The sequence below is a fragment of the Polyangiaceae bacterium genome (assembly GCA_020633205.1).
In the GTDB taxonomy this organism is placed as follows: domain Bacteria; phylum Myxococcota_A; class Polyangia; order Polyangiales; family Polyangiaceae; genus JAHBVY01.
Window position 1 is genome coordinate 200327 of record JACKEB010000013.1, and the last position, 18304, is coordinate 218630.

15 protein-coding genes are annotated in these 18304 nt (G+C 63.6%); 7 read left to right on the forward strand and 8 right to left on the reverse strand.

The features are described 5' to 3' along the window. Positions 1–73 precede the first annotated feature (73 nt). Positions 74–592 (reverse strand): GNAT family N-acetyltransferase, encoded by a 519-nt coding sequence (locus H6718_17175; protein ID MCB9587134.1) that lies wholly within the window; start codon positions 590–592, stop codon positions 74–76. Between the two features lie 44 nt (positions 593–636). On the opposite strand from H6718_17175, the gene H6718_17180 reads away from it, so the two are divergent. Next, positions 637–1050 (forward strand): DUF393 domain-containing protein, encoded by a 414-nt coding sequence (locus H6718_17180; protein ID MCB9587135.1) that lies wholly within the window; start codon positions 637–639, stop codon positions 1048–1050. A 126-nt stretch (positions 1051–1176) separates the two neighbouring features. Here H6718_17180 and H6718_17185 read toward each other — a convergent pair whose 3' ends face one another. Beyond that, complete coding sequence (locus H6718_17185; GenBank protein ID MCB9587136.1) at positions 1177–4041, reverse strand: SEL1-like repeat protein; 2865 nt, start codon at positions 4039–4041, stop codon at positions 1177–1179. Between the two features lie 365 nt (positions 4042–4406). Here H6718_17185 and H6718_17190 point away from each other — a divergent pair, with 365 nt between their 5' ends. After that, complete coding sequence (locus H6718_17190; GenBank protein ID MCB9587137.1) at positions 4407–5189, forward strand: hypothetical protein; 783 nt, start codon at positions 4407–4409, stop codon at positions 5187–5189. Positions 5190–5232: 43 nt separating this feature from the next. Here the strand turns inward: H6718_17190 and H6718_17195 are convergent, their stop codons facing one another. Then, complete coding sequence (locus H6718_17195; protein MCB9587138.1) at positions 5233–5475, reverse strand: hypothetical protein; 243 nt, start codon at positions 5473–5475, stop codon at positions 5233–5235. A 275-nt stretch (positions 5476–5750) separates the two neighbouring features. On the opposite strand from H6718_17195, the gene H6718_17200 reads away from it, so the two are divergent. The 3 genes from H6718_17200 to H6718_17210 all read left to right on the forward strand — a co-directional run bounded on the left by H6718_17200 (position 5751) and on the right by H6718_17210 (position 11066). Then, entirely contained in the window at positions 5751–7634 is a 1884-nt protein-coding gene (locus tag H6718_17200) for a hypothetical protein (protein ID MCB9587139.1), read from the forward strand. A gap of 81 nt (positions 7635–7715) precedes the next feature. Then, on the forward strand, positions 7716–9770 hold the full coding sequence (locus tag H6718_17205) for a fibronectin type III domain-containing protein (protein MCB9587140.1): 2055 nt from the start codon (positions 7716–7718) through the stop codon (positions 9768–9770). A 174-nt stretch (positions 9771–9944) separates the two neighbouring features. After that, complete coding sequence (locus tag H6718_17210) at positions 9945–11066, forward strand: hypothetical protein (protein MCB9587141.1); 1122 nt, start codon at positions 9945–9947, stop codon at positions 11064–11066. A gap of 1 nt (position 11067) precedes the next feature. Here the strand turns inward: H6718_17210 and H6718_17215 are convergent, their stop codons facing one another. After that, the gene (locus H6718_17215) at positions 11068–11904 is read right to left on the reverse strand and encodes a YihY/virulence factor BrkB family protein (protein MCB9587142.1); all 837 of its coding nucleotides are present in this window, start codon (positions 11902–11904) and stop codon (positions 11068–11070) included. A gap of 167 nt (positions 11905–12071) precedes the next feature. Between H6718_17215 and H6718_17220 the strand changes: the two genes are divergently transcribed. Together H6718_17220 and H6718_17225 are read left to right on the forward strand one after the other, a co-directional pair. After that, complete coding sequence (locus tag H6718_17220; GenBank protein MCB9587143.1) at positions 12072–12488, forward strand: YjbQ family protein; 417 nt, start codon at positions 12072–12074, stop codon at positions 12486–12488. Positions 12489–12899: 411 nt separating this feature from the next. Then, the gene (locus tag H6718_17225) at positions 12900–13577 is read left to right on the forward strand and encodes a class I SAM-dependent methyltransferase (GenBank protein ID MCB9587144.1); all 678 of its coding nucleotides are present in this window, start codon (positions 12900–12902) and stop codon (positions 13575–13577) included. Between the two features lie 67 nt (positions 13578–13644). Here the strand turns inward: H6718_17225 and H6718_17230 are convergent, their stop codons facing one another. The 4 genes from H6718_17230 to H6718_17245 form a co-directional block, all read right to left on the reverse strand. Further along, on the reverse strand, positions 13645–14466 hold the full coding sequence (locus tag H6718_17230) for a methyltransferase domain-containing protein (GenBank protein ID MCB9587145.1): 822 nt from the start codon (positions 14464–14466) through the stop codon (positions 13645–13647). Continuing rightward, entirely contained in the window at positions 14466–15446 is a 981-nt protein-coding gene (locus H6718_17235; protein MCB9587146.1) for an NADPH:quinone oxidoreductase family protein, read from the reverse strand. The genes H6718_17230 and H6718_17235 overlap by 1 nt, the downstream gene beginning before the upstream one ends. A 163-nt stretch (positions 15447–15609) precedes the next feature. After that, positions 15610–17238: an alkaline phosphatase D family protein gene (locus H6718_17240; GenBank protein ID MCB9587147.1), complete on the reverse strand. Its 1629-nt coding sequence runs from the start codon at positions 17236–17238 to the stop codon at positions 15610–15612. A 112-nt stretch (positions 17239–17350) separates the two neighbouring features. Next, on the reverse strand, positions 17351–18226 hold the full coding sequence (locus tag H6718_17245; protein MCB9587148.1) for a radical SAM protein: 876 nt from the start codon (positions 18224–18226) through the stop codon (positions 17351–17353). Between the last annotated feature and the right edge of the window lie 78 nt (positions 18227–18304).

The following is an 18304-nucleotide window of genomic DNA, read 5'->3' on the forward strand; positions in this document are numbered from 1 at the left end:
GCGTTTTGCAGGTTGGCGCTGCGTTTCCACCGCGGCGCGCTCCGACGGCGCCGCTCCGCACCGGCTAAGCCCTTCAAAGCTCGAGCTGATAGAGCAAAACCGTCGTAGCCGAGTCAGGCAGGCGCAGTGGTTCGCCACCACTGAAGCCCAGCTTGCGCAGCAGAGCGCGGGACCGCGTGTTGCTCTCTCCGGTGATCGCCAAGAGTTCGCGCTCTCCCAGGCGCTCACGGGCAAACGTCACGCAGCTGGTCGCGGCTTCGTAGGCGAGGCCTTGGCCTTGCTCACGCTCGAAGAGCGCGAAGCCCAGATCGATCCCGCGCAGGAACCCGCGACGGACTAGGCCGCACAGTCCGATGGCACGGCCGCACTCGCGCTTACGCATCACCCAGAGCCCAAAACCGTGTGTGTCGTAGCTTTCGGTGAGGCGTGTCCGGATGTACCTCTCGGCGTCCGCCAGGCTGTGGACGTTGCGGTTGCCGATGTGCTCCAGCCAGCCCGGCTCATTCATCAGCTCGAGAATGAAGGCCGCGTCAGCAGTGCTGGCCTGATTCAACGAGAGCCGCGGAGTTTGCAGAACTTCGTCAGCGCTCATGGCTGGATCTTTACATCGCGCCTTGGTGGTCTCACAGCTCGCATATGAGCGAGTACCAGGTCGAGGTGTTCTTCGATGGGGAGTGTCCGTTGTGCGTGCGCGAGATCCGCATGTTGCAGAAGCTCGACCGGCGTCAGCGCATCCGCTTCACTGACATCGCCGCGCCGGAGTTTGACGCCGCGGCGCTCGGCACCGACTACCTGACCTTGATGGACAAGATCCACGGGCGCCTGCCAAACGGCGAGTGGATCACCGGCGTGGAGGTCTTCAGGCGACTCTACTCAGCGGTCGGGCTCTCTCCGCTCGTCGCGTTGACGCGGCTGCCGGGTCTGAGTCACGGCCTCGACTTTGCGTATGAACGCTTCGCGAAGAACCGTCTGAAGTGGACTGGACGTTGCGACGCGGCGGGCTGCGCCGTTCCTCACCCCCAAAAACAGCAGAGCTCGCTCGGAGCCTAGCGCACCGCCTCAGCCTGCAGGCTCCGTTTAATTCTTTGCGGAATTTACTTGTTGGGGGAGAGGACAAACGTAAAAACGGCGGGCGCGTGATGCGGCCCGCCGTCTTCGTGTGGGTGATCTCGTTGCTCAGTAGTTGAGCGGTTGGATCACGTTCCAGGGCACCCAGTAGGCGTTCTTGTTCTTTCCGCGGGGTGCGCCTTCGTCGGTGTAGTACACGGGGTTTGCGCCAACGGTCTTCGTCCAGAGCACGAAGGCCGGCGGGTTTCCGCCGTTCGTGCCCCAGTACACGCCCATGTCGCCGGTGTTGATCTTGCCGTCGTAGCTCCGCACGGCCTTCACCTTGCGGCCGGGGAGGAACGCTTGCTTGATCACGTCCCACTCGACCCAGTAGGCGTATCCGTCACGCCCCGGGGGCGCGCCACCGCCGGTGTAGTAGTTCGGACTCGAGCCGATGAAGTCGTCCCAGAGCACGAAGGCGGGCGGACTCTTGCCGTTGGTGCCGTAGTAGGTACCCATCATGCCGCGCTTGATCTTGCTGTCGTAGTTCTTGGTCGCGATCACGCGCACGCCGCTCGACAAGGCCTCGTCGATGACGTCCCAAGGCACCCAGTAGGCGTTCGCGCTCTTTCCGGGCGGAGCTCCCTCATCCGAGTAGTAGACGGGGTTCGTGCCGATGGTCTTGTCCCACACAACGAAGGCCGGTGGATTCTTACCATTGGTTCCCCAGTACACGCCTTCCATGCCCTTGGTGATCTTGCCGTCGTAGCTCTTGAGCGCGACGACGCGGGTGCCAGGCTTGAGCACTTCTTCGATCGTGTTCCAAGGCACCCAGTAGGCGTGGTCCGATTTGCCTGGGGGAGCGCCCTCGTCGGAGTAGTAGACGGGGTTCGCGCCGATGCGCTTGTCCCACAGCACGAACGCTGGCGGGTTTCCGCCGTTGGTCCCGTAGTAGGTGCCGAGCATGCCCTTGGTGATCTTGCCGTCGTAGTCCCGCGCAGCTCGCACGCGCATGCCTGGGGCCATCGCGCGTTCGAGCACGTCCCAGGGCACCCAGTAGGCGTAGGCGTCCTTGCCCGCGGGCGCGCCTTCGTCCATGTAGTAGGTGGGGCTTGAGCCGATTTGCTTGTCCCAGATCACGAAGGCTGGCGGTTCCGCACCGTTGGTTCCGTAATAGGTGCCGGTCATGCCCGCGACGATCTTTCCGTCGTAGCTGCGGGTGGCGCGCACTCGGGTTCCAGACTTGAACGGCGCAACGGCCTTGGCGGTGGCGGTGGCTACCGTCTTCTCTAGCTTGCAACCTTCAGAGTCACCGAGATCGCACGCCTTCTTGAAGGAGGCGCGGGCCAGATCCGAGCTCTTCGCCACGCCGCGACCCGTTTGGTACAGGCCGCCCAGTAGACGACAGGCGGTTCCGGACTCCAGCTTGCATCCCTTCTGGTAGTAGGTCGCCGCGCGCGAGATGTCCGCGCGTTCGCCTTCCTCGAAGGTGATGCCCGCGTTGGTGCAGCCAACGCCGTTGTCTCCATCACAGGCTTGCACGTAGAGCGCTTGAGCCTTGGTTAGGTCCTTCGGTACACCCTCACCACGGTCATATTGGTAGCCGAGGTCGCTACACGAGCGGGCATTGCCAGCGAGGCACGCACGTCGGCGATACACGGCGGCTTGGGTGTGGTCCTTCTCAACGCCGGTGCCGGTGTTGAGCATGTAGGCGTAGTTGGCGCAGCCAGTCTGGTTGCCGCCGAGGCAGCCGCGCTTGTAGAGCTTCGCTGCTTCGGTGTCGCTCGCAGCAACGCCAATCCCCTTCTCGTAGTAGTACCCGAGGTCGGTGCATCCACGGGCGTCACCCGACTCGCAACCCAGGGCCATCAGCTTTGCCGCGGTGTCGTCTGCCTTTGGCACGCCGCGGCCAGCGCGATACATGTAGCCCGCGTTCGAGCAAGCGATCGCGTCGCCGCCCTTGCACGCTACGAGGTAGCTCTTGGTCGCGTCGGTGTAGCGCCCGCCGTCCTCCTGCAAGAGGCCCTGCAAGCGGCAGCTCGCGAAGTTGCCCTGCCCGCACTGGGTCGCACACTCGGCTTCGTCTTTGCCGCTGCACTCGTAGTTCGAGACCTTGCTCGACTTCTTAGTGCACTTGCCACCGCTTGGCACGAGGCCTGGCGGACAGGTCGCGACGTCTTTACCGTGGGTCTTGCTTTCACCGAGATCGCCATCCTCCTTCGGCTTCGCGGCGTCTTCACCGATGCCGGAGATCTTCACGAGATCGAGGCGCATCGCAGACTGACACTGGGAGGGCGGATGATCCGAGTCGGGGTTCGCCTTGTCGCACTCGTCGGGATGGCCGTCGACGACCTGGCTCTGCTTGGACTTCGCGCTGGAAGCGCTTCCGCCGCCCCCCATCACCTCTGCCATCACGCTGCCGAGCGCCTGAGAGTCGGTGCTGACGATGAATGCACCGACCGTCGCGCCCTGCACGAAGTGGGTCGCGCCGTCGCACTCACCCTCGAGGTTCACCTTTTCGACCTCGCTGATGGCCGTGCGCTTCTTGCCGACCATGATCAGCTGCACGTCGATGCCCGAGCCTTGCTTGAGTTGGCCGCCCGCCTTCGCGATCAGCGCCATGCCGGTCAACGGCAGGTTCGCCACGATCTCGGACTGGTCCTTGAGGCTGAGCTTCTCTTGCTTCGTCGACACACCGATGAAGCCGTAGTCACCCTTGACGCGGCAGTTCGGTAGCAACTTGATCGCGTTGCAGCTGTAAGAGACGACTGCGACGCCTTGGCGCATCGCGGCCTCGAGATTCAAGCGGTCGTTGCCCCGCCAATCGACGATCAGCGGTTCCGCGCGGTTCATCTGATTGGGATCGCACTTCTCGTTTGCGAAAGCATCAGGCGGCGGGGGTGGGTTGGGCCCAGGCCCGGCTTGTCCTGGGCACCCAGCAAGTGACAACACGCTGATCGCGGTTGTGAGCTTGATGAGCTTGGTAATGTTCATGGCAGTCCTTTCGTCCCGGCTTCCTCAGTCACCGGTTTCCCCAACCTCAAAGGGTACGCAGGTCTCGGAAAGTTCCGCTACCCCGATCGGGAGAGGCCCTTGTCGGGTGAGGTGCGCAAAACGCTCGCGCCGCAGAAGCCTCGCGCCGCAGAAGCCTCGCGCCGCAGAAGCGTCGCGCCGCAGAAGCATGGCCCTCGGAGCTCGGGGGATGCGTGAGATGTGCGCGCGATTTGATTGTGACGGGCTTTTGGCCCGTCCATCTCGTTGTGCCGCGCGCTCAGCTTTCGTTGGTCACTCGCGCAGCCGGAGGCTCGCGTGGCCGTCCGCGGTCCATGGCCGCGACCTTCAAGTGCTACATTCCAGGCATGCGCGGGATGCGAGCCGACCGTGGTGCGCCCGAGGAGCGTGCTTTCCGCCTCTCGACGTCGGAGCCTGCGCTCGTTGCAGCCTCACTGCGCTTCGCTGTGTGGGTTGCGATTGCGCTGGGGCTGGTCGCTTGCGGCGGGAGCAGTGTGGCTCGCCAACCTCCCGGCGCTCCCCCAGAGCCCACGAGCGTGAGCGTTGCTGAACCTGGTGGGGATGCGCATGACCCACACCACGCCGCGCTGGAGCGACTGCTCGCGGCGCCCTGGGGGTCGAGAAATGACAAAGACGACCAAATCCATGCGCCGACTCCGGACTGGGAGCACTGGAAGCGGGTGCGCTTCTGGGGCGTGAAGCACTTCACCGGCTTTCGCTACGGAGACGATCACCACGTCATGGCGATCGTATTCGTGCAGCCCGTTCCTCCTGGCGAGAGCACCGACTCTCGGAGTTGCATGAAGCGCTTCGAGGCTTGGGCATGGACGAAGGTCGAAGCCTTCGACGTCGACTTGAGTCCTCTGCGAACCAAGCGCCGCGAGTATCGTGGCAAGCCGATGCTGGTGAAGTCCGTCGATGGCTATGTGGATTTGGGGCTCGAACGCAAGTTCTTCTCCGGCGCGTTTGCGGCTTACCCCGATGTGTATCCCGATGCGTGTCTGATCTACGCCGTGGGCATCCCGTGGCGCGACGACGAAGCGCTCGCCAAACGTTTGCGCGATCGGTGGGTGCTTGAAGGCTTTCAGCGCATGCGCCCGCTGACCAAAGAAGCGCCTGTGCGCAAGTGATTCGGATCGCGCAGGGCGACACTCGATCGCGTTCGAGCCGACGCTAGATCCCCGAGTTGGCTGCGATCAGAGCCACGATGTAGAGCACCGCAGAGGTGAGCCACACGGCGCTCCGGAGACGGAGCCGATGGGTGAGCCCCCAGACCAGGGCGAGCGGCGGAACCAGCAACGCTAGAGCTCCTCGCCATAATCCCTCGCGCCGCGCCAATCCCACGCACAGGGTCAAATGACTGGTGACCAGCGCGCCGAACGAGGCAGCAAGCGTGATCACGATCAGCCAATCCATGATTCCTCGAGGGGCACGCAGGAGGCAGCGACGACAGCAACAGCCTTCCGAGAGCGGGTCGCCGGGCAAGTCGGCGAGGTCATCGCAGTAGCTCAGGACAGCCTCTAGAGTCGAGCACCGTCGAACTACCACCGCCCCCTGCTGCGCAGATTATGGGAACTTTCTGGCGAGACCCAAGCCTGACCGAGAGTGGCCTGGTGCTTGGATCTTCCGGTTCGAGGGCTGGGTGCGCTTTCCAGTTGCCCTGGCGAGCCTGGTGGTATGCTCAGCCCACTTTGAGGGCGACTACATTCATTGCGGCTGCGGCCGTCATTGGCCTGCTGGCTCCACTTCCCATCGGTCTTCGATCAGCCAAGGCAGATGGCCTCACGTCGCGGCCGGATGTGATGCCGGTCAAGGACATCAAGCCTGGAATGAAGGGCTACGGCCTCACGGTGTTCAAAGGCACCAAGCCGGAGAAGTTCGAGGTCGAGGTCATCGACGTTCTCAAGAACTTCCAGCCGCGTCAGGAGTTGATCCTGATCAAGACCAAGCACCCACGACTCGAAGTTGCCAAGGTCGTTGCGGGCATGAGCGGCAGCCCGATCTACATCAACAACAAGATGATCGGCGCCTACGCCTACGGGTGGACCTTCGGGCGCGAACCCGTCGCAGGAGTCACGCCGATCGGCTTGATGCTTGATGACTTGGTGCGACCGCTGCCCAAGCAGATCGATGGTTGGCCGTTGCATGCGCTGCCGAAGGCGCCCAGTGGAAAGGCCAAGCAAGCGCTGAAGAAAACCGGATCGCAGCAGCGCTTCGCCGGAAAGATTCAAGACTACGATCTGACGAAGCACGCCGAGCAAATCGGCAAGGCGAAGGCCGCCAAGGCGCCAAGCGAAACCACCGGTGTGCGTCCGGTTACCACGCCGATCATGATCGGCGGAATGACGACAGGCGCGATCGAAGTCGCCCGCGAGCTTTTCGCGCCGTTGGGCCTCGAGCCACTGCAGGCCGGCGGAAGCTCCGGCGTGGCGCCTGGCGCGCCCACTCGCTTCGAAGACGGTGGCGCCGTGGGCGTCGAGCTAATCCGCGGGGATATGAGCGGTATGGGCCTCGGCACCGTAACCCGCGTGGAGGGCGATAAGTTGGTCGCCTTCGGTCACCCGATGATGATGTCGGGTAACACCGCCCTACCGACGACGATTGGTCGCGTCCTCCACTTCATGGCGAGCGTGTCGCGCTCGTTCAAGATCGGCGAGTCGGTACGCCCCATGGGCACCCTGGTTAACGACCGCCAAGCGTCGATCGTCGTCGATCAGACGCTCAAGGCGCCAACCTTCCCCGTCAGCCTGAAGATCAAGGGTGTGCCGGGCAATCCCTTCAGCAAGTGGGACTTCGAAGTGGCGCATGAAAAGTTCATGACGCCTTCCTTCGTTGCAGTCGCCCTCGGCTCTGCGATGCAAGCGGTCGCTGCGGAGAACCAGGACATCAGCTGGAACGCGACCAGCAAGCTCAAGATCAAGGGTTACGGCGAAATCGAACTGGAGGATTTCGGTGTCTCCGTCGGTGGCTCACCGTCTCCTCGGGACTTCATCGGCTCCAACTTGGTCCGCGCGATCGGGGCTGTGATGAACAACCCGTGGGAGTACGCCTTCATCGAGGGCGTGACGATGGAGATCGAATTCCGTTTTGCCCGCGAGATCTACATGCTGAAGGGCACAGAGCTGCTGGATCCCGAGGTGGACGCGGGACAGTCCGCGCGGATTCGGCTGACGTTGATGCCCTGGGCTGGCAAGGAGATCACCCGGGTGATCAAGGTGCCGCTGCCGAAGGATCTGGCGGGCCAAACCGTCAGCCTCAGCCTGTCTCCCGGCTACACCCACTACAAGACCAAGGCTCCGCCGAACAATCTGGGGGAGTTGATCAAGAACTTCGAAGATCCGATCTACCCCCCGAAGTCGCTCATCGTGAGCTACAGCGCGAAAACCGGCGGTGTCGCGTACAAGGGGATGATCGCCGAGGATCTCCCTCCGGGCGCGATGGACATGATTCGTCCGACTCAGTCCAGCATCGCCCCGAGCTCCTTCTCTCCGATGGTGCGCCAAGTGGTGCCGCTGCCTCTGTTCATGGTGGGCGGCGATCGGGTCGACGTGAAGGTCCGTCCCGTCATCCGCTAACTTCCCTCACCAAATCGATTTTCACTGGGGCCCACGCGCCTCCGCAAACTGGCTCGACTACTCGCTCGTCTAGAAATGCACATGTCAAAACTACGCCTCGCTTCACGTTTCACCTACGCCTCCGGGTTGGTGGTTTCTGGTCTGCTGCTTTCGGCGCTGTTTCCCTCCACCGCTTCCGCGGTGGGTACTCGCACCTTCGATCTCGGCACCAAGGCTGATTTCGAAGGTGGTGACCTGAAGGGCGTCGCCATCGACTCCGCTGGGCGCGTGCGCGCGGGCCTGAACCTCGGCAAGGTCGGGATCGAAGGGGCGGACACCGTCTGGAGTTCGCTGCTCTTGAAGGACGGCACGCTGCTGCTCGGCACCGGCAATGAGGGCAAGCTGATCGCTCTCAAGGGCGCCAAGACCAGCGTGTTGGCGGAGACCAAGACGCTCGCCATCACCTCGATGGTCGAAGCTTGGGGCGGCGCCGTCATTCTCGGGACGCTCCCTGGTGGCGAGGTAAAGAAGTGGGAGAAGGGCAAGCTCACCACCCTCGCAAAGCTGCCAAACGCCAAGCACATCTGGGCGCTGGCCTACGACGAGAAGGCTCGGGTCGTGTACGCGGCGACCGGCCCGGAGGGGAAGGTCTATCGGATCTCCCAGCAGGGTCAGGCTCAGGTCTTCATGAGCTCCGACGAAAAGCACCTGATGAGCGTCGCGGTGTCTCCCGACGGAAAGGTCTACGTCGGCGGTGGAGAGAAGGGGAAGCTCTACCAGGTCGAGGGCGGTAACAAAGCGCCCAAGGTCATCTACGACTTCGCCGCTACCGAGGTGCGAGGAATCGCGTTCGGAGCTGGCGGTTTGGTCTACGCGATCGCCAACGAAATTTCCGCCGGCAGCTACGCGTCGTACTCATCTGGCCTGAACCTTCAGGGCCCGGTTCCTTCGCCGCCCACGACTCGCGGCAAGGGCATGCTCTACGTTTTCGACAAGGAAGGCGCGCCTGAGAAGCTCTACGAAGACTCGTCAGAACACTTCGTCACGCTGACGATGGGCGACGATGGCAAACCCTATGTGGGGACCGGAGCCGAGGGCAGGATCTACACCGTAGATGACGCCCACAACTCCGTACTCGTGGGAGACGTAGAGGAGCGCCAGGTCGCGTCGCTCGTGATGAACGGCAAGGACAAGTACGTCATCGCGAGCGACCCCGTCGTGGTGCATCCGGTGCGTGGCGTGGGTGGTCCCGACGCGGTGTGGACCAGCAAGGTCCTAGACGCCAATCTGCGCGCGACGTTTGGGCGCATGACGTGGGAGGCCGACGGCCTCCTCGAATTCAGCACCCGCACCGGTAACACGAAGGAGCCCGACGACTCCTGGAGCGCGTGGAGCGGCGGCATCACCCAGCCTGGTGAAGTGAAGAGCCCTGCGGGTCGCTTCATTCAGGTGCGCGCCCGCTGGTCGAAGGACCCGAAGGCCGAGCTCACCGAGGTGACGCTCCCATTCATCACGGACAACTTGAAGGCTGTCGTTACCAATATCGACGTCAAGGTGAAGAGCAACACGAACCCGGGGATGCAGTCTTCCGGCGGTCCCGTGAACGAAAAGCCCAGCACCAAGGTCAACCTGACTTGGCGAGTCGACAATCCCGACAACGACATCCTCGACTACCATCTCGAGTACCGGCTCGTCGGCACCACGACGTATTACCCCCTGGAAAAGCCCAACGAGAAGGTCACGTCCCCAAACTACGCATGGGAGACGGGCGATCTGCCTGAGGGCAAGTACCGTGTGCGAGTGACGGCGTCCGATGCGCCCAGCAACACTCCTTCACGCGTCAAGCGCCACCGCCTCGAGAGCAACGTCATCATCGTCGACAACACCCCCCCCGCCATCAAAGGCCTGGCCTCCAACGGTCGCCACATCACGGGCACGGCTGTGGACGGTGTTGGTCCAATCCAGCGCATCGAAATTTCCGTGGCTGGAAGCAACGAATGGTTCCCATTCGACCCCAAGGACGGAATTTACGATGAAGCGAAGGAAGAGTTCGACGCCGACGTGACTCCGTTCGCAGGCAAGGGGCCGGTGATGATGAGTGTCCGCGTTTACGACAGCGCCGCTAACACCGTCGTCATGAACGTCGCACTCAAGTAGTTCCTCGTGTGGGCCAACCATCGCCTGTAGGTTGGCCCACTGAACCATGACACGGTTGCCAGAGCCGTCCCTCGCTCCCGCGAGAAGCCAGAGGTTTCTCCCGCACTGAGTTCGCCTTGGCACGTGCTGTGCTGTATATCTGAGGAGACCCGGCTTGATGGCCGGCGCTTGGATATGACTCGCTTTGCCTCTCAGCTCGGCACCCATCCTCAATGGCTCGGCCGCCTCAGCAGTGGTGCGTTCGCGCTTGGGCTGTTCGCGATCGCCCTTGGCGCGAGCTGCTCGACCTCCGAGGCTTCGGATTCAGGCTCGTCCAATGGCGGCTTCGGTGGCAGCGCGGGCTGCGTCGGTTGCGGCGGGGACCCGGGAGATGGATCTTCCCTCGACGTGCCGCTGGTGGACGCCGCTGGTAGCGGTGGGACCGGCCCGGTGGAAGCGTGTGGTGTGGGCGAGTGCCAACCGGACGACGCGCTCTCGTGTAAGGACTACATGCCGAGCGCTGGCTCCGGTGGGGCAGCTCAAGGTGGTACTGGAGGCGGCGGAGGCGCGGGCACGACAGCTGGCGCAGGCGGAACTGGCGGCAGCGCTGGTGGCGGGGAAGCTGGCTCTAGTCTAACGGGAGGCGCGGCGGGGGCCGGCGGAGCCGCAGGCCAAGGCGCCGGCTCCTCGATGAAGGGGATCCCCCCAGGCGAAACACCGGTGTTCGCCTGTCATATCCGCAGGGAAGGCGCGTCGAACCTGGTGCGGCGATGTGAGCTAGCTGGCGCCAAAGACACCGGCGAGCCGTGCACCTCCTCTGGGGACTGCATGCCCGGGCTCGGGTGCGTGGGTGAGGAAAACCTCGGTCGTTGCCGTCCGTTCTGTTGTGACTCCGAGACCAGCTGCGCAGAAAACAGCTTCTGTGCCGAACGTCCGCTCCGAGATGACGCAAGCGCCGAAAACGGACAGCTCAGCGTGCCGGTTTGCGCGCCCGCAGACAACTGCAGCTTGGGAGAGCCGTATCCGTGCGACAACACGGATCCGAACGCGGGCTGCGTCTGCAAAGAGGGCACGGCTTGCACCGTCGTGAGGGCTGACGGCACGACCTCGTGCGTCCCCCCAGGTGCTGGCACCGCCGGGCAGGAGTGCCCGTGTGCAGCGGGCCACATCTGCTCCCAAGCCAGCGGTCGCTGCGTGCGCATCTGCAAGCTAGGCGCTGCCAACTCCGAGTGCGGCACCGGGCGTTGTCAGGCGCCCGCGAACTTCCCCGAAGGCTACGGGGTGTGCGTGTCGTCCGACGTCGACTCCGGGCAGTGAGTCATCCGGCCTCTGGCTCGTCCGGCTCCGAGTGGGGGCTTGGCGGTGTCGGCGCGAGACTCGGCCCGCGAACTCCCTCGAGCTGCGCGTTGACCTCGCCACCGAGCAGCAGCGCAGCGCAGCACAGCCAAAGCCACAGCATGAGCACCGCAACTGTCGCCAAGCTGCCGTAGAACAACGTGAAGCGTGAGAGCTCCTTCACATACGCAGCGAAGCCCCAAGATGCGAGCGCTCCAAGGCACACCGTCGTGGCCGCTCCGGGCCACACGCGGCGCCTCACGCCCGGACGCTTGACTGCCACGCGGAAAAAGGCCGCCGTGAACGCGGTCATCCCAACGAAGGTTACCAAGCTGACCACCGCACGGGCCAGCTCGAGATCTGCCGTTTCGTTCTCCAGCGTCGCATGCAGGATCGCAACGGGTCCACCCGCGATGGCAACCGCCAGCCAAGCGATCAGGGGCACTGCCGCCACGACGACCGCAGCGCAGCCCAGGCTTAGTAGGCGCTTGGTCCACCACGGGCGCTTCTCTGCTTTCAGCGCTCCCTCGAATACGTTCATTACCGTGTGGAAAGCACCGCTGGTTAGCCAGAGTGCGCCAAGGGAGGCGAGGGGGGCGACCGCCGCACTCTCTGCGTAGCGCCCGAGCTGCTGGCTGAGCACGCTCTGGACATCCGTAGGGGTCCACTCAAGGAGCAGCGTCGCGCTCTCGAGCGCCTCCGGTCGGCGCCTCACCAGCAGGCCCAGGGCCCAACCGGCGAGCGCCAGCAGCGGGATCATCGCCAAGAAGAGGTCGAACGCCATCGCTCCTGCCACGCGCCCGGCGTGGTGCTCGAGCATGGCTAGGTAGAGTGAGCGCGCCCAACGCCGCAGACGTCCTGCCGAGAAAAAACGGTCTACGCGACCCAGCGCTTGCTCGCGGGCTCGATTCAACGTGGTTTGGGCAGGAGACGGCATCAGAAAGTCCGAGCTTTCGCTCGGCAGCGAATCATCGCATACGTATCGCCGTGAAGACGCACCAGCAAATCATCGAGATTTCCACCAACGGCGTGGGATTTCGGGACATTACCCCACAGGTCGCACAGGTGGCCCAAGCTTCAGGGGTGTCCATGGGGCTGTGCACGGTCTTCGTTCGCCATACTTCGGCGAGCCTGGTGATCCAGGAGAACGCGGATCCCGCCGTCTTGCGGGACCTCGAGCGCTGGATGGCTGAGCAGGTCCCGAGGGCTCGAAGCTGGGAGCATGACGACGAAGGGCCCGATGACATGCCTGCGCATGTGCGGGGCGCGATCACCAAGACCAGCGAGAGCGTTCCGCTCGTCAACGGGCGCCTCGGGCTGGGTACTTGGCAGGCGATCTACTTGTGGGAGCACCGGGATCGCCCCCACACGCGCCAGCTGATCGTACACGTATTCGGCGATTGATGCGGGGGCCCGCGGCAACGCGATAGCTCGCGTTTATACCGTGCGGAACTGCGATTGGTGTGATTCTCAGACACCAACGTGTGCCTGCGTCGCACGGCCATGGCCTGGCCACGGTGCCCCAGAGCGCGGAACACGGCGCGCACCAATCTTGTGGCTCCCGGTGTGCGAAGGCGGTTTCGCTGAATCATCGCGATCTTTCGCATCCGCTCTCTTGCCTTCGGCCACGGGCACTAGCGCTGCGCTGCGTGGCACGCCGCTTGCGATAGCACCGGCAGGCCATGTGGGCCGAACAACGTATCCTTGAGGATATGAACTCGGAGTGGCTCGCGCGCTCCGCGTCATGCGCTTGACCTAAAGACTCGCCGAGAAGCCGTGCGCCTGCGCGTGCTCGAACGCGAGCGGGAGACAACCATGCAAGAGAACATCGCTGCCAAACTGCTCGAACAGCACCGGGACTATGCGGCCGCGGAGGCGCTGGTAGACATCGAAGGCCTTTCGAGCGCTCGGGTGTGTCGCTTCCTGAACGATCTCGTGCGCAACATGGCCCCTGAGGAGCACTACCTCGAGGTTGGAACCTGGAAAGGGCGCACCTTGATGTCCGCTGCGATCGACAATCCAGGGCGCACCTGTTTCGCCTGCGACAAATTTCGCTTGGTAGGTCGGTTCACCGGGCTTGGCTGCCTCGCCAAGCAGGCGCTCTATCGAAATATCGAGCGCTATCAGGAGCGGAGCGCGCGCATTGTCTTCCACCACACGACCAGCGCACGGCTCTTCAGGGAGCAGCGAATTCCGCCGCCCATCGGCGTGTACTTCTACGACGGTGACCACTCCTTTGCGGGGACCTATCACGGCATCGCGTCGGTTGAGCCTCTGCTCGCCGCGCGTTCGGTAGTCTTGGTGGACGACTGGAACGACCCGGTGATCCGCGGGGCGACGCGGGAGGCGCTACGCGCTGGCACGCTGGACGTGCTCTGGGAGCGCGAGCTCGAGGGCGACCACACGGAGGCTGGCTGGTGGAACGGGCTAGGCGTTTTCTACGTGGAGCGACGCAGCGCCGCGCTCGAAGCGAGCGCTATCGCGGCGCAGTAGAGCCGCCACGACACAGTAGAGCCGCCTCGACGCAGCCGCCGCCGCGGCTGTGAGCACGAGCTCCGGTCTAGCAGTGGGGACCGAAGCTCAAGACGTACTGGTAGGGCAGGGTTTTCAGCTCGTCGCAGAGCTGAAAGCCCGCGGCCTCCATCTCGGTGTGCGTTTGGTCTTGTGAGATCTTGTGCTTGTCCGGCGGACCCACGGGCAAATCACCGAGCTTGAAGTCGACAATGACGACGCGCCCCTTCGCGGACAGCTTCTTCGCGACGCCTTCGAAATAGGGCACACGCTCAGAGATGTGGTGATAGGTGTCCACGACGAGCACCAAGTCGAGGTTTGGGGGGAGCTTCGGGTCGTCCTGCGCTGCGAGCACCGTGATCACGTTGCCGAGCTTCGCCTTTTCCGCGCGGCTTGCCAGGTGCTTTAGCAACTTGTCCTCGATGTCGACCGCGAATACTTTGCCCTTCGGCACACGCTTGGCGAGCCGCACGGAGAAGTAGCCTGTTCCCGCGCCCAGGTCCGCGACCAGCGCGTTTTCGGGCAGCTTCAGGAAGTCGAGTACCGCGTCAGGCTTCTGCCACTCATCGCGCTCCGGGTCGTCGAAGACCTTCGCCCAGCGTTCGGGATCCTCGAAGCGATGGTTCGCCGTCGTCGAGTGGTGTCCAGGGTGTCCCCCACCGCCGGCGTGATGGCCGTGGTGTCCAGGCTCAGCATGCCCAGCGTGAGCGGGTCCAGGCGATGTACTGCTTGCAGCGGTCGCGCTCGCGGCTTCGGAAGGTGACTGGGCAGGCTCGGTCGCGTTGCCGCCGCACGCGCTCGGTGTGAGGGCGAGGGTGAGGAGCAGCGCAGCTGCCCCAGTCGCACGAGACACTTCGCGATCACGCGCCATCATGGGATGAGGACCAGCTTTCCTGTCGTCTTGCGCTCCTCCAGGTCACTCAATGCACGCACCGCGTCGCGCAAAGGAAACGAGCTGGGTGCATCTGGACTGATGATGCCCTTGTGCACCAGCTGCATGACCTCGCCGAGACACGGCATCATCAAGTCGGGGCGCTTCTGCGCCATCACCGCCAAGTGATAGCCGATGACCTCGACAGGCTTGAAGATCAGCGTGGTGTTGTCGATCACCGCTTGCTTGGCCGTCGCGGAGCCGAAGACCACGATACGCCCATAGGGCTTAACCGCGCGGAAATTTCGCTCAAAGACCTCTCCGCCCACCATCTCCAACACCAGGTCGACACCGGCCCCTTCAGTGCGCGCCTTGATCTCTGCGACGAAATCCTGCGTGGCATAATTGATCAGCTCGTCCGCCCCATGGGCCTTTGCAAGCTCCAGCTTTTCCTGATTGGAAGCGGTGGCAAAAACCTTCGCACCGAGGTGCTTCGCGAGTTTCGTAGCGGCCAAGCCTACGCCGCCCGCCGCCGCGTGGATCAACACCGATTCGCCTTCTTGGAGTCGCCCGACCGTGCGTAGGCAGCCGTAGGCGGTGAGCCACTGCACAGGAAACGCCGCGCCTTGTTCCATCGTCCAGCCTTCAGGCAGCGGCAACAGGTTTCCCGCGGGCCACGCGATGTACTCCGCGAAAGCCGACACACCGTAGCCCATCACGCGGTCTCCGACGTTCAGGCCGCAGCCTTCCGTCGTTTGAACCACCTCACCAGCGGCCTCGACGCCCGCGATGTAGGGGGGCTTCGGTCCGCCCGCGTAGAGCCCGCGCGCCTGCATCACATCGGCGTAGTTGATGCCCGCCGCCTTCACCTTCACCAAGACTTGGCCAGGCTTGGGCTCTGGTATCGGCTGCGCCTTGAGGCTGAGCGCGCTCACCCCGGACAAACTCTCCGCCACCACTGCCTGCATTGTGTCTGCCATGCAACGGCTGGCTTACACCGACGCTCGGCGAGGACTCAAGTCAACCCGCAAGCCCCAAGCCGGCGTGGGCTCATTTTCAGCGTGAGCCGCACGGCCAGCGATTTTCTGGGGCGGGTTGGCATGCGGTGTGATGCAGGCGCGGGAAGTGTAGCGCAGCGTGGATTCAAGGCGCGGCCGGCGGAGCGGCCTTCGGTGCCGCAGGCTCATCGGCGGGGACGAGGAAGTTCGTTCCGCTCTTGCTCTCGAGCACTGCGTCCAGGCTTTTCACTCCACCGTCTGCCGTCTCGATGTCGTCGTACACGTACCAGGCGGCCTGGACCCGTTCGCTGTCCAGGTCGAGGATGAAGAAGCCGCGCTGGGTGACGTTGGAGTACTTGATGTGCGGGTTCTCCACGAGCGCGTTCTTGACCACCGTGTCAATTCCAGCGGGAAATCCTGGAGAAGTTACGGCAGAGGTCACGAACTCGACTGCAACGGAGCCTTTGCCAGTCGCCGGGTCGTAGAAGTCCGTGTTGTTGGGATCGGGGGTGAGGTCGCAACCCCAGCCGCTGTGGATATCTCCGGTGAGCACCACGACGTTGTCGATTTGGTTGTCGCTGAGAAGCGACATGAACCGCTGCTGCGAGCCCGGGTAGCCTTGCCACTGGTCGTGGTTTACCAGCGTTCCGCCGCCCTCGGAGTTTGGAGCGCCGGTAGACTTGAGGAACGCCATCATCACCTGTTGCCCGACGATGCGCCAGGTGGCTTGGCTGGTCTTCAGCTGATCGTCGAGCCACGTCTCCTGGTCGTCTCCAAGCAGGCTGCGGCCGGGGTCTTCGACCGGTGCTTCACCGAGTAGCTTGCCATCCTCTTCGTCACGGCCCCAGAGGCGGGTGTCGAGGAAAACCAGATCTGCCAAATTTCCGTACGTAAACGATCGGAAGATCTTCCCGTCCTCGCCACCGCGGATCGGCATCCACTCGGTGTACGCCTTGATCGCCGCCGCCTTGCGCGTGGCCCAGTCGCCCTCTGTGGCCGGGTCGTGGTTCTTGGCGCCGTCCTTGTAAGAGTTGTCCGCGGACTCGTGGTCGTCCCACACGGCGATGAAGGCATGCTGCTTGTGGATCGCCTGCAGGTCGGGGTCACGCTTGTACTGAGAGTGGCGCATCCGGTAGTCCTCGAGCGTGAGGATCTCGTGCTCCGGTTCGTAGGTGCGCACGTCGCCGTACTCCCCGTTGCCGTACTCGTAGATGTAGTCACCTAGGTGCAACACGGCGTCTAGGTCCAGCTCCTGCGCCAGGTCTCGATAGACATGGAAATAGCCGTGAGCCATCGAAGAGCAGCTCGTGATCCCAAAGCGCAGTCTCTTCACATCACCTTCCGGGGCCGTCTTCGTGCGCCCAGCAGGAGAGGTGCGCCCGAGTGACTTGAAGCGATAGTAGTAGGTCGTGCCGGCGCTCAGCCCAGTGACGTCCACCTTCACGGTGAAGTCTCGATCCGCATTGGTCGTCACGGTGCCGACGGCGACACGCTTCTTGAACGAGGTGTCCGTACCGATCTCCCACCACACCTCGACAGCCTCATCGGATTTCTCTGGGGAAACGCGAGTCCAGAGGATGATCGCGTCGGTCAGGGGATCCCCGCTCGCGACGCTGTGCTGGAACAACGACTCGGGGCCAAGGGGCCCGTCGTAGGTGTACTGGTCGAGCTTGTCTTGCTCCTCCGCGGTGTCCTCGCTGCTGCACGCGAGGGGGAGGGTGGCAGCGCCGAGAGCGCCAGTTGACCTAAGGAAGTTGCGGCGAGAGAGGCTCATGTTCGGCTCCTATCGAGCCAGCATGCGTTCTCTGCGACGACTGTGTAACGGATTTGTGTCCTGGCGATCGCGGCGTTCGGTGCGTCGCTTACTTTCTGAGTTCCCCGCCGCCTCAAAGGCCGCGAAGTGCTTCAGGTTTCAACAGTCGTTCGTCACCACGGGCGATCACTGCGTCGAGGATGCGCAACACTTCGTCGCGATCTCGTGGCAGCTCGCTCCTCAGCGGGAGGTAGTTGCTCGCGTGATTCGATGAGAATCGGCAGGCGCTGAGTCTGCTGTCGGCGACGATGGTGCGCAGCTCCTGGAGCATCCTGAACTTGCCTGGCAGGCGGAACTCCCCTCGCTCGGCGGCCTCGAAGAGCGGCGTGCCTGGTACCAAGGTGGTGGTCAGCGCACCGGCGTAGGTCGGGTCCATTTCCGTAAGGAGAGAAGCTGTGTGCTTTGCGTGTTGTTCCGAGAGCTCCTCACCCCCAACCCCGAGCAAGACCATGACGGAGTGGGCGATGCCTGCCGCCCTGAGCTTGGCTGCGGTGTCGATGCAATCCGCTCGGGTGCCGCCCTTGTCGATCAGCTTGAGCACTTCGTCGTCGCCCGACTCGAAGCCGTGGTAGACGATGCCAAGGCCCGCCTCCCGTAGCGCGGTCAGATCTTCGACGCTCTTGCGTCCCACGCTGCGCGTGTCGCCGTACACACCGACACGTTCGATCCAGGGCAGCTCTCTCTGCACCGCTTCCAGGATCTGTAGGAGCCGTTTCGTTGGCAGGATCAGTGCGTCCCCGTCGCACAGAAACAGCTTCTCGAAGCGAGGGCCCATCGCCTTTGCCGTCTGGATGTCGCGCTCGACGATCTCCCAGGGTTTGATGGTGAAGCGCTTGTCTCGATACATATCGCAGTAGCCACAGCGGTTGTGGCTGCAGCCAACGCTCACCTGGAGCAGGAGGCTCCGTGCTTCAGAGGGCGGACGGAAAATTCGGCCGACGTAGTCCATGCGGCCGAGAGCCTAGCATTCCGCACGGCGCGGGCGACGAGCGGGCGATGAGGGGAGAAATTGCCGTCGACGCGAGCA

Bases quoted from the DNA above. Each gene is read 5' to 3' on its own strand.
- H6718_17175 (MCB9587134.1), bottom strand. From the start codon at position 592: ATGAGCGCTGACGAAGTTCTGCAAACTCCGCGGCTCTCGTTGAATCAG.
- H6718_17180 (MCB9587135.1), top strand. From the start codon at position 637: ATGAGCGAGTACCAGGTCGAGGTGTTCTTCGATGGGGAGTGTCCGTTG.
- H6718_17185 (MCB9587136.1), bottom strand. From the start codon at position 4,041: ATGAACATTACCAAGCTCATCAAGCTCACAACCGCGATCAGCGTGTTG.
- H6718_17190 (MCB9587137.1), top strand. From the start codon at position 4,407: ATGCGCGGGATGCGAGCCGACCGTGGTGCGCCCGAGGAGCGTGCTTTC.
- H6718_17195 (MCB9587138.1), bottom strand. From the start codon at position 5,475: ATGGATTGGCTGATCGTGATCACGCTTGCTGCCTCGTTCGGCGCGCTG.
- H6718_17205 (MCB9587140.1), top strand. From the start codon at position 7,716: ATGTCAAAACTACGCCTCGCTTCACGTTTCACCTACGCCTCCGGGTTG.
- H6718_17210 (MCB9587141.1), top strand. From the start codon at position 9,945: ATGACTCGCTTTGCCTCTCAGCTCGGCACCCATCCTCAATGGCTCGGC.
- H6718_17215 (MCB9587142.1), bottom strand. From the start codon at position 11,904: ATGCTCGAGCACCACGCCGGGCGCGTGGCAGGAGCGATGGCGTTCGAC.
- H6718_17225 (MCB9587144.1), top strand. From the start codon at position 12,900: ATGCAAGAGAACATCGCTGCCAAACTGCTCGAACAGCACCGGGACTAT.
- H6718_17230 (MCB9587145.1), bottom strand. From the start codon at position 14,466: ATGGCGCGTGATCGCGAAGTGTCTCGTGCGACTGGGGCAGCTGCGCTG.
- H6718_17235 (MCB9587146.1), bottom strand. From the start codon at position 15,446: ATGGCAGACACAATGCAGGCAGTGGTGGCGGAGAGTTTGTCCGGGGTG.
- H6718_17240 (MCB9587147.1), bottom strand. From the start codon at position 17,238: ATGAGCCTCTCTCGCCGCAACTTCCTTAGGTCAACTGGCGCTCTCGGC.
- H6718_17245 (MCB9587148.1), bottom strand. From the start codon at position 18,226: ATGGACTACGTCGGCCGAATTTTCCGTCCGCCCTCTGAAGCACGGAGC.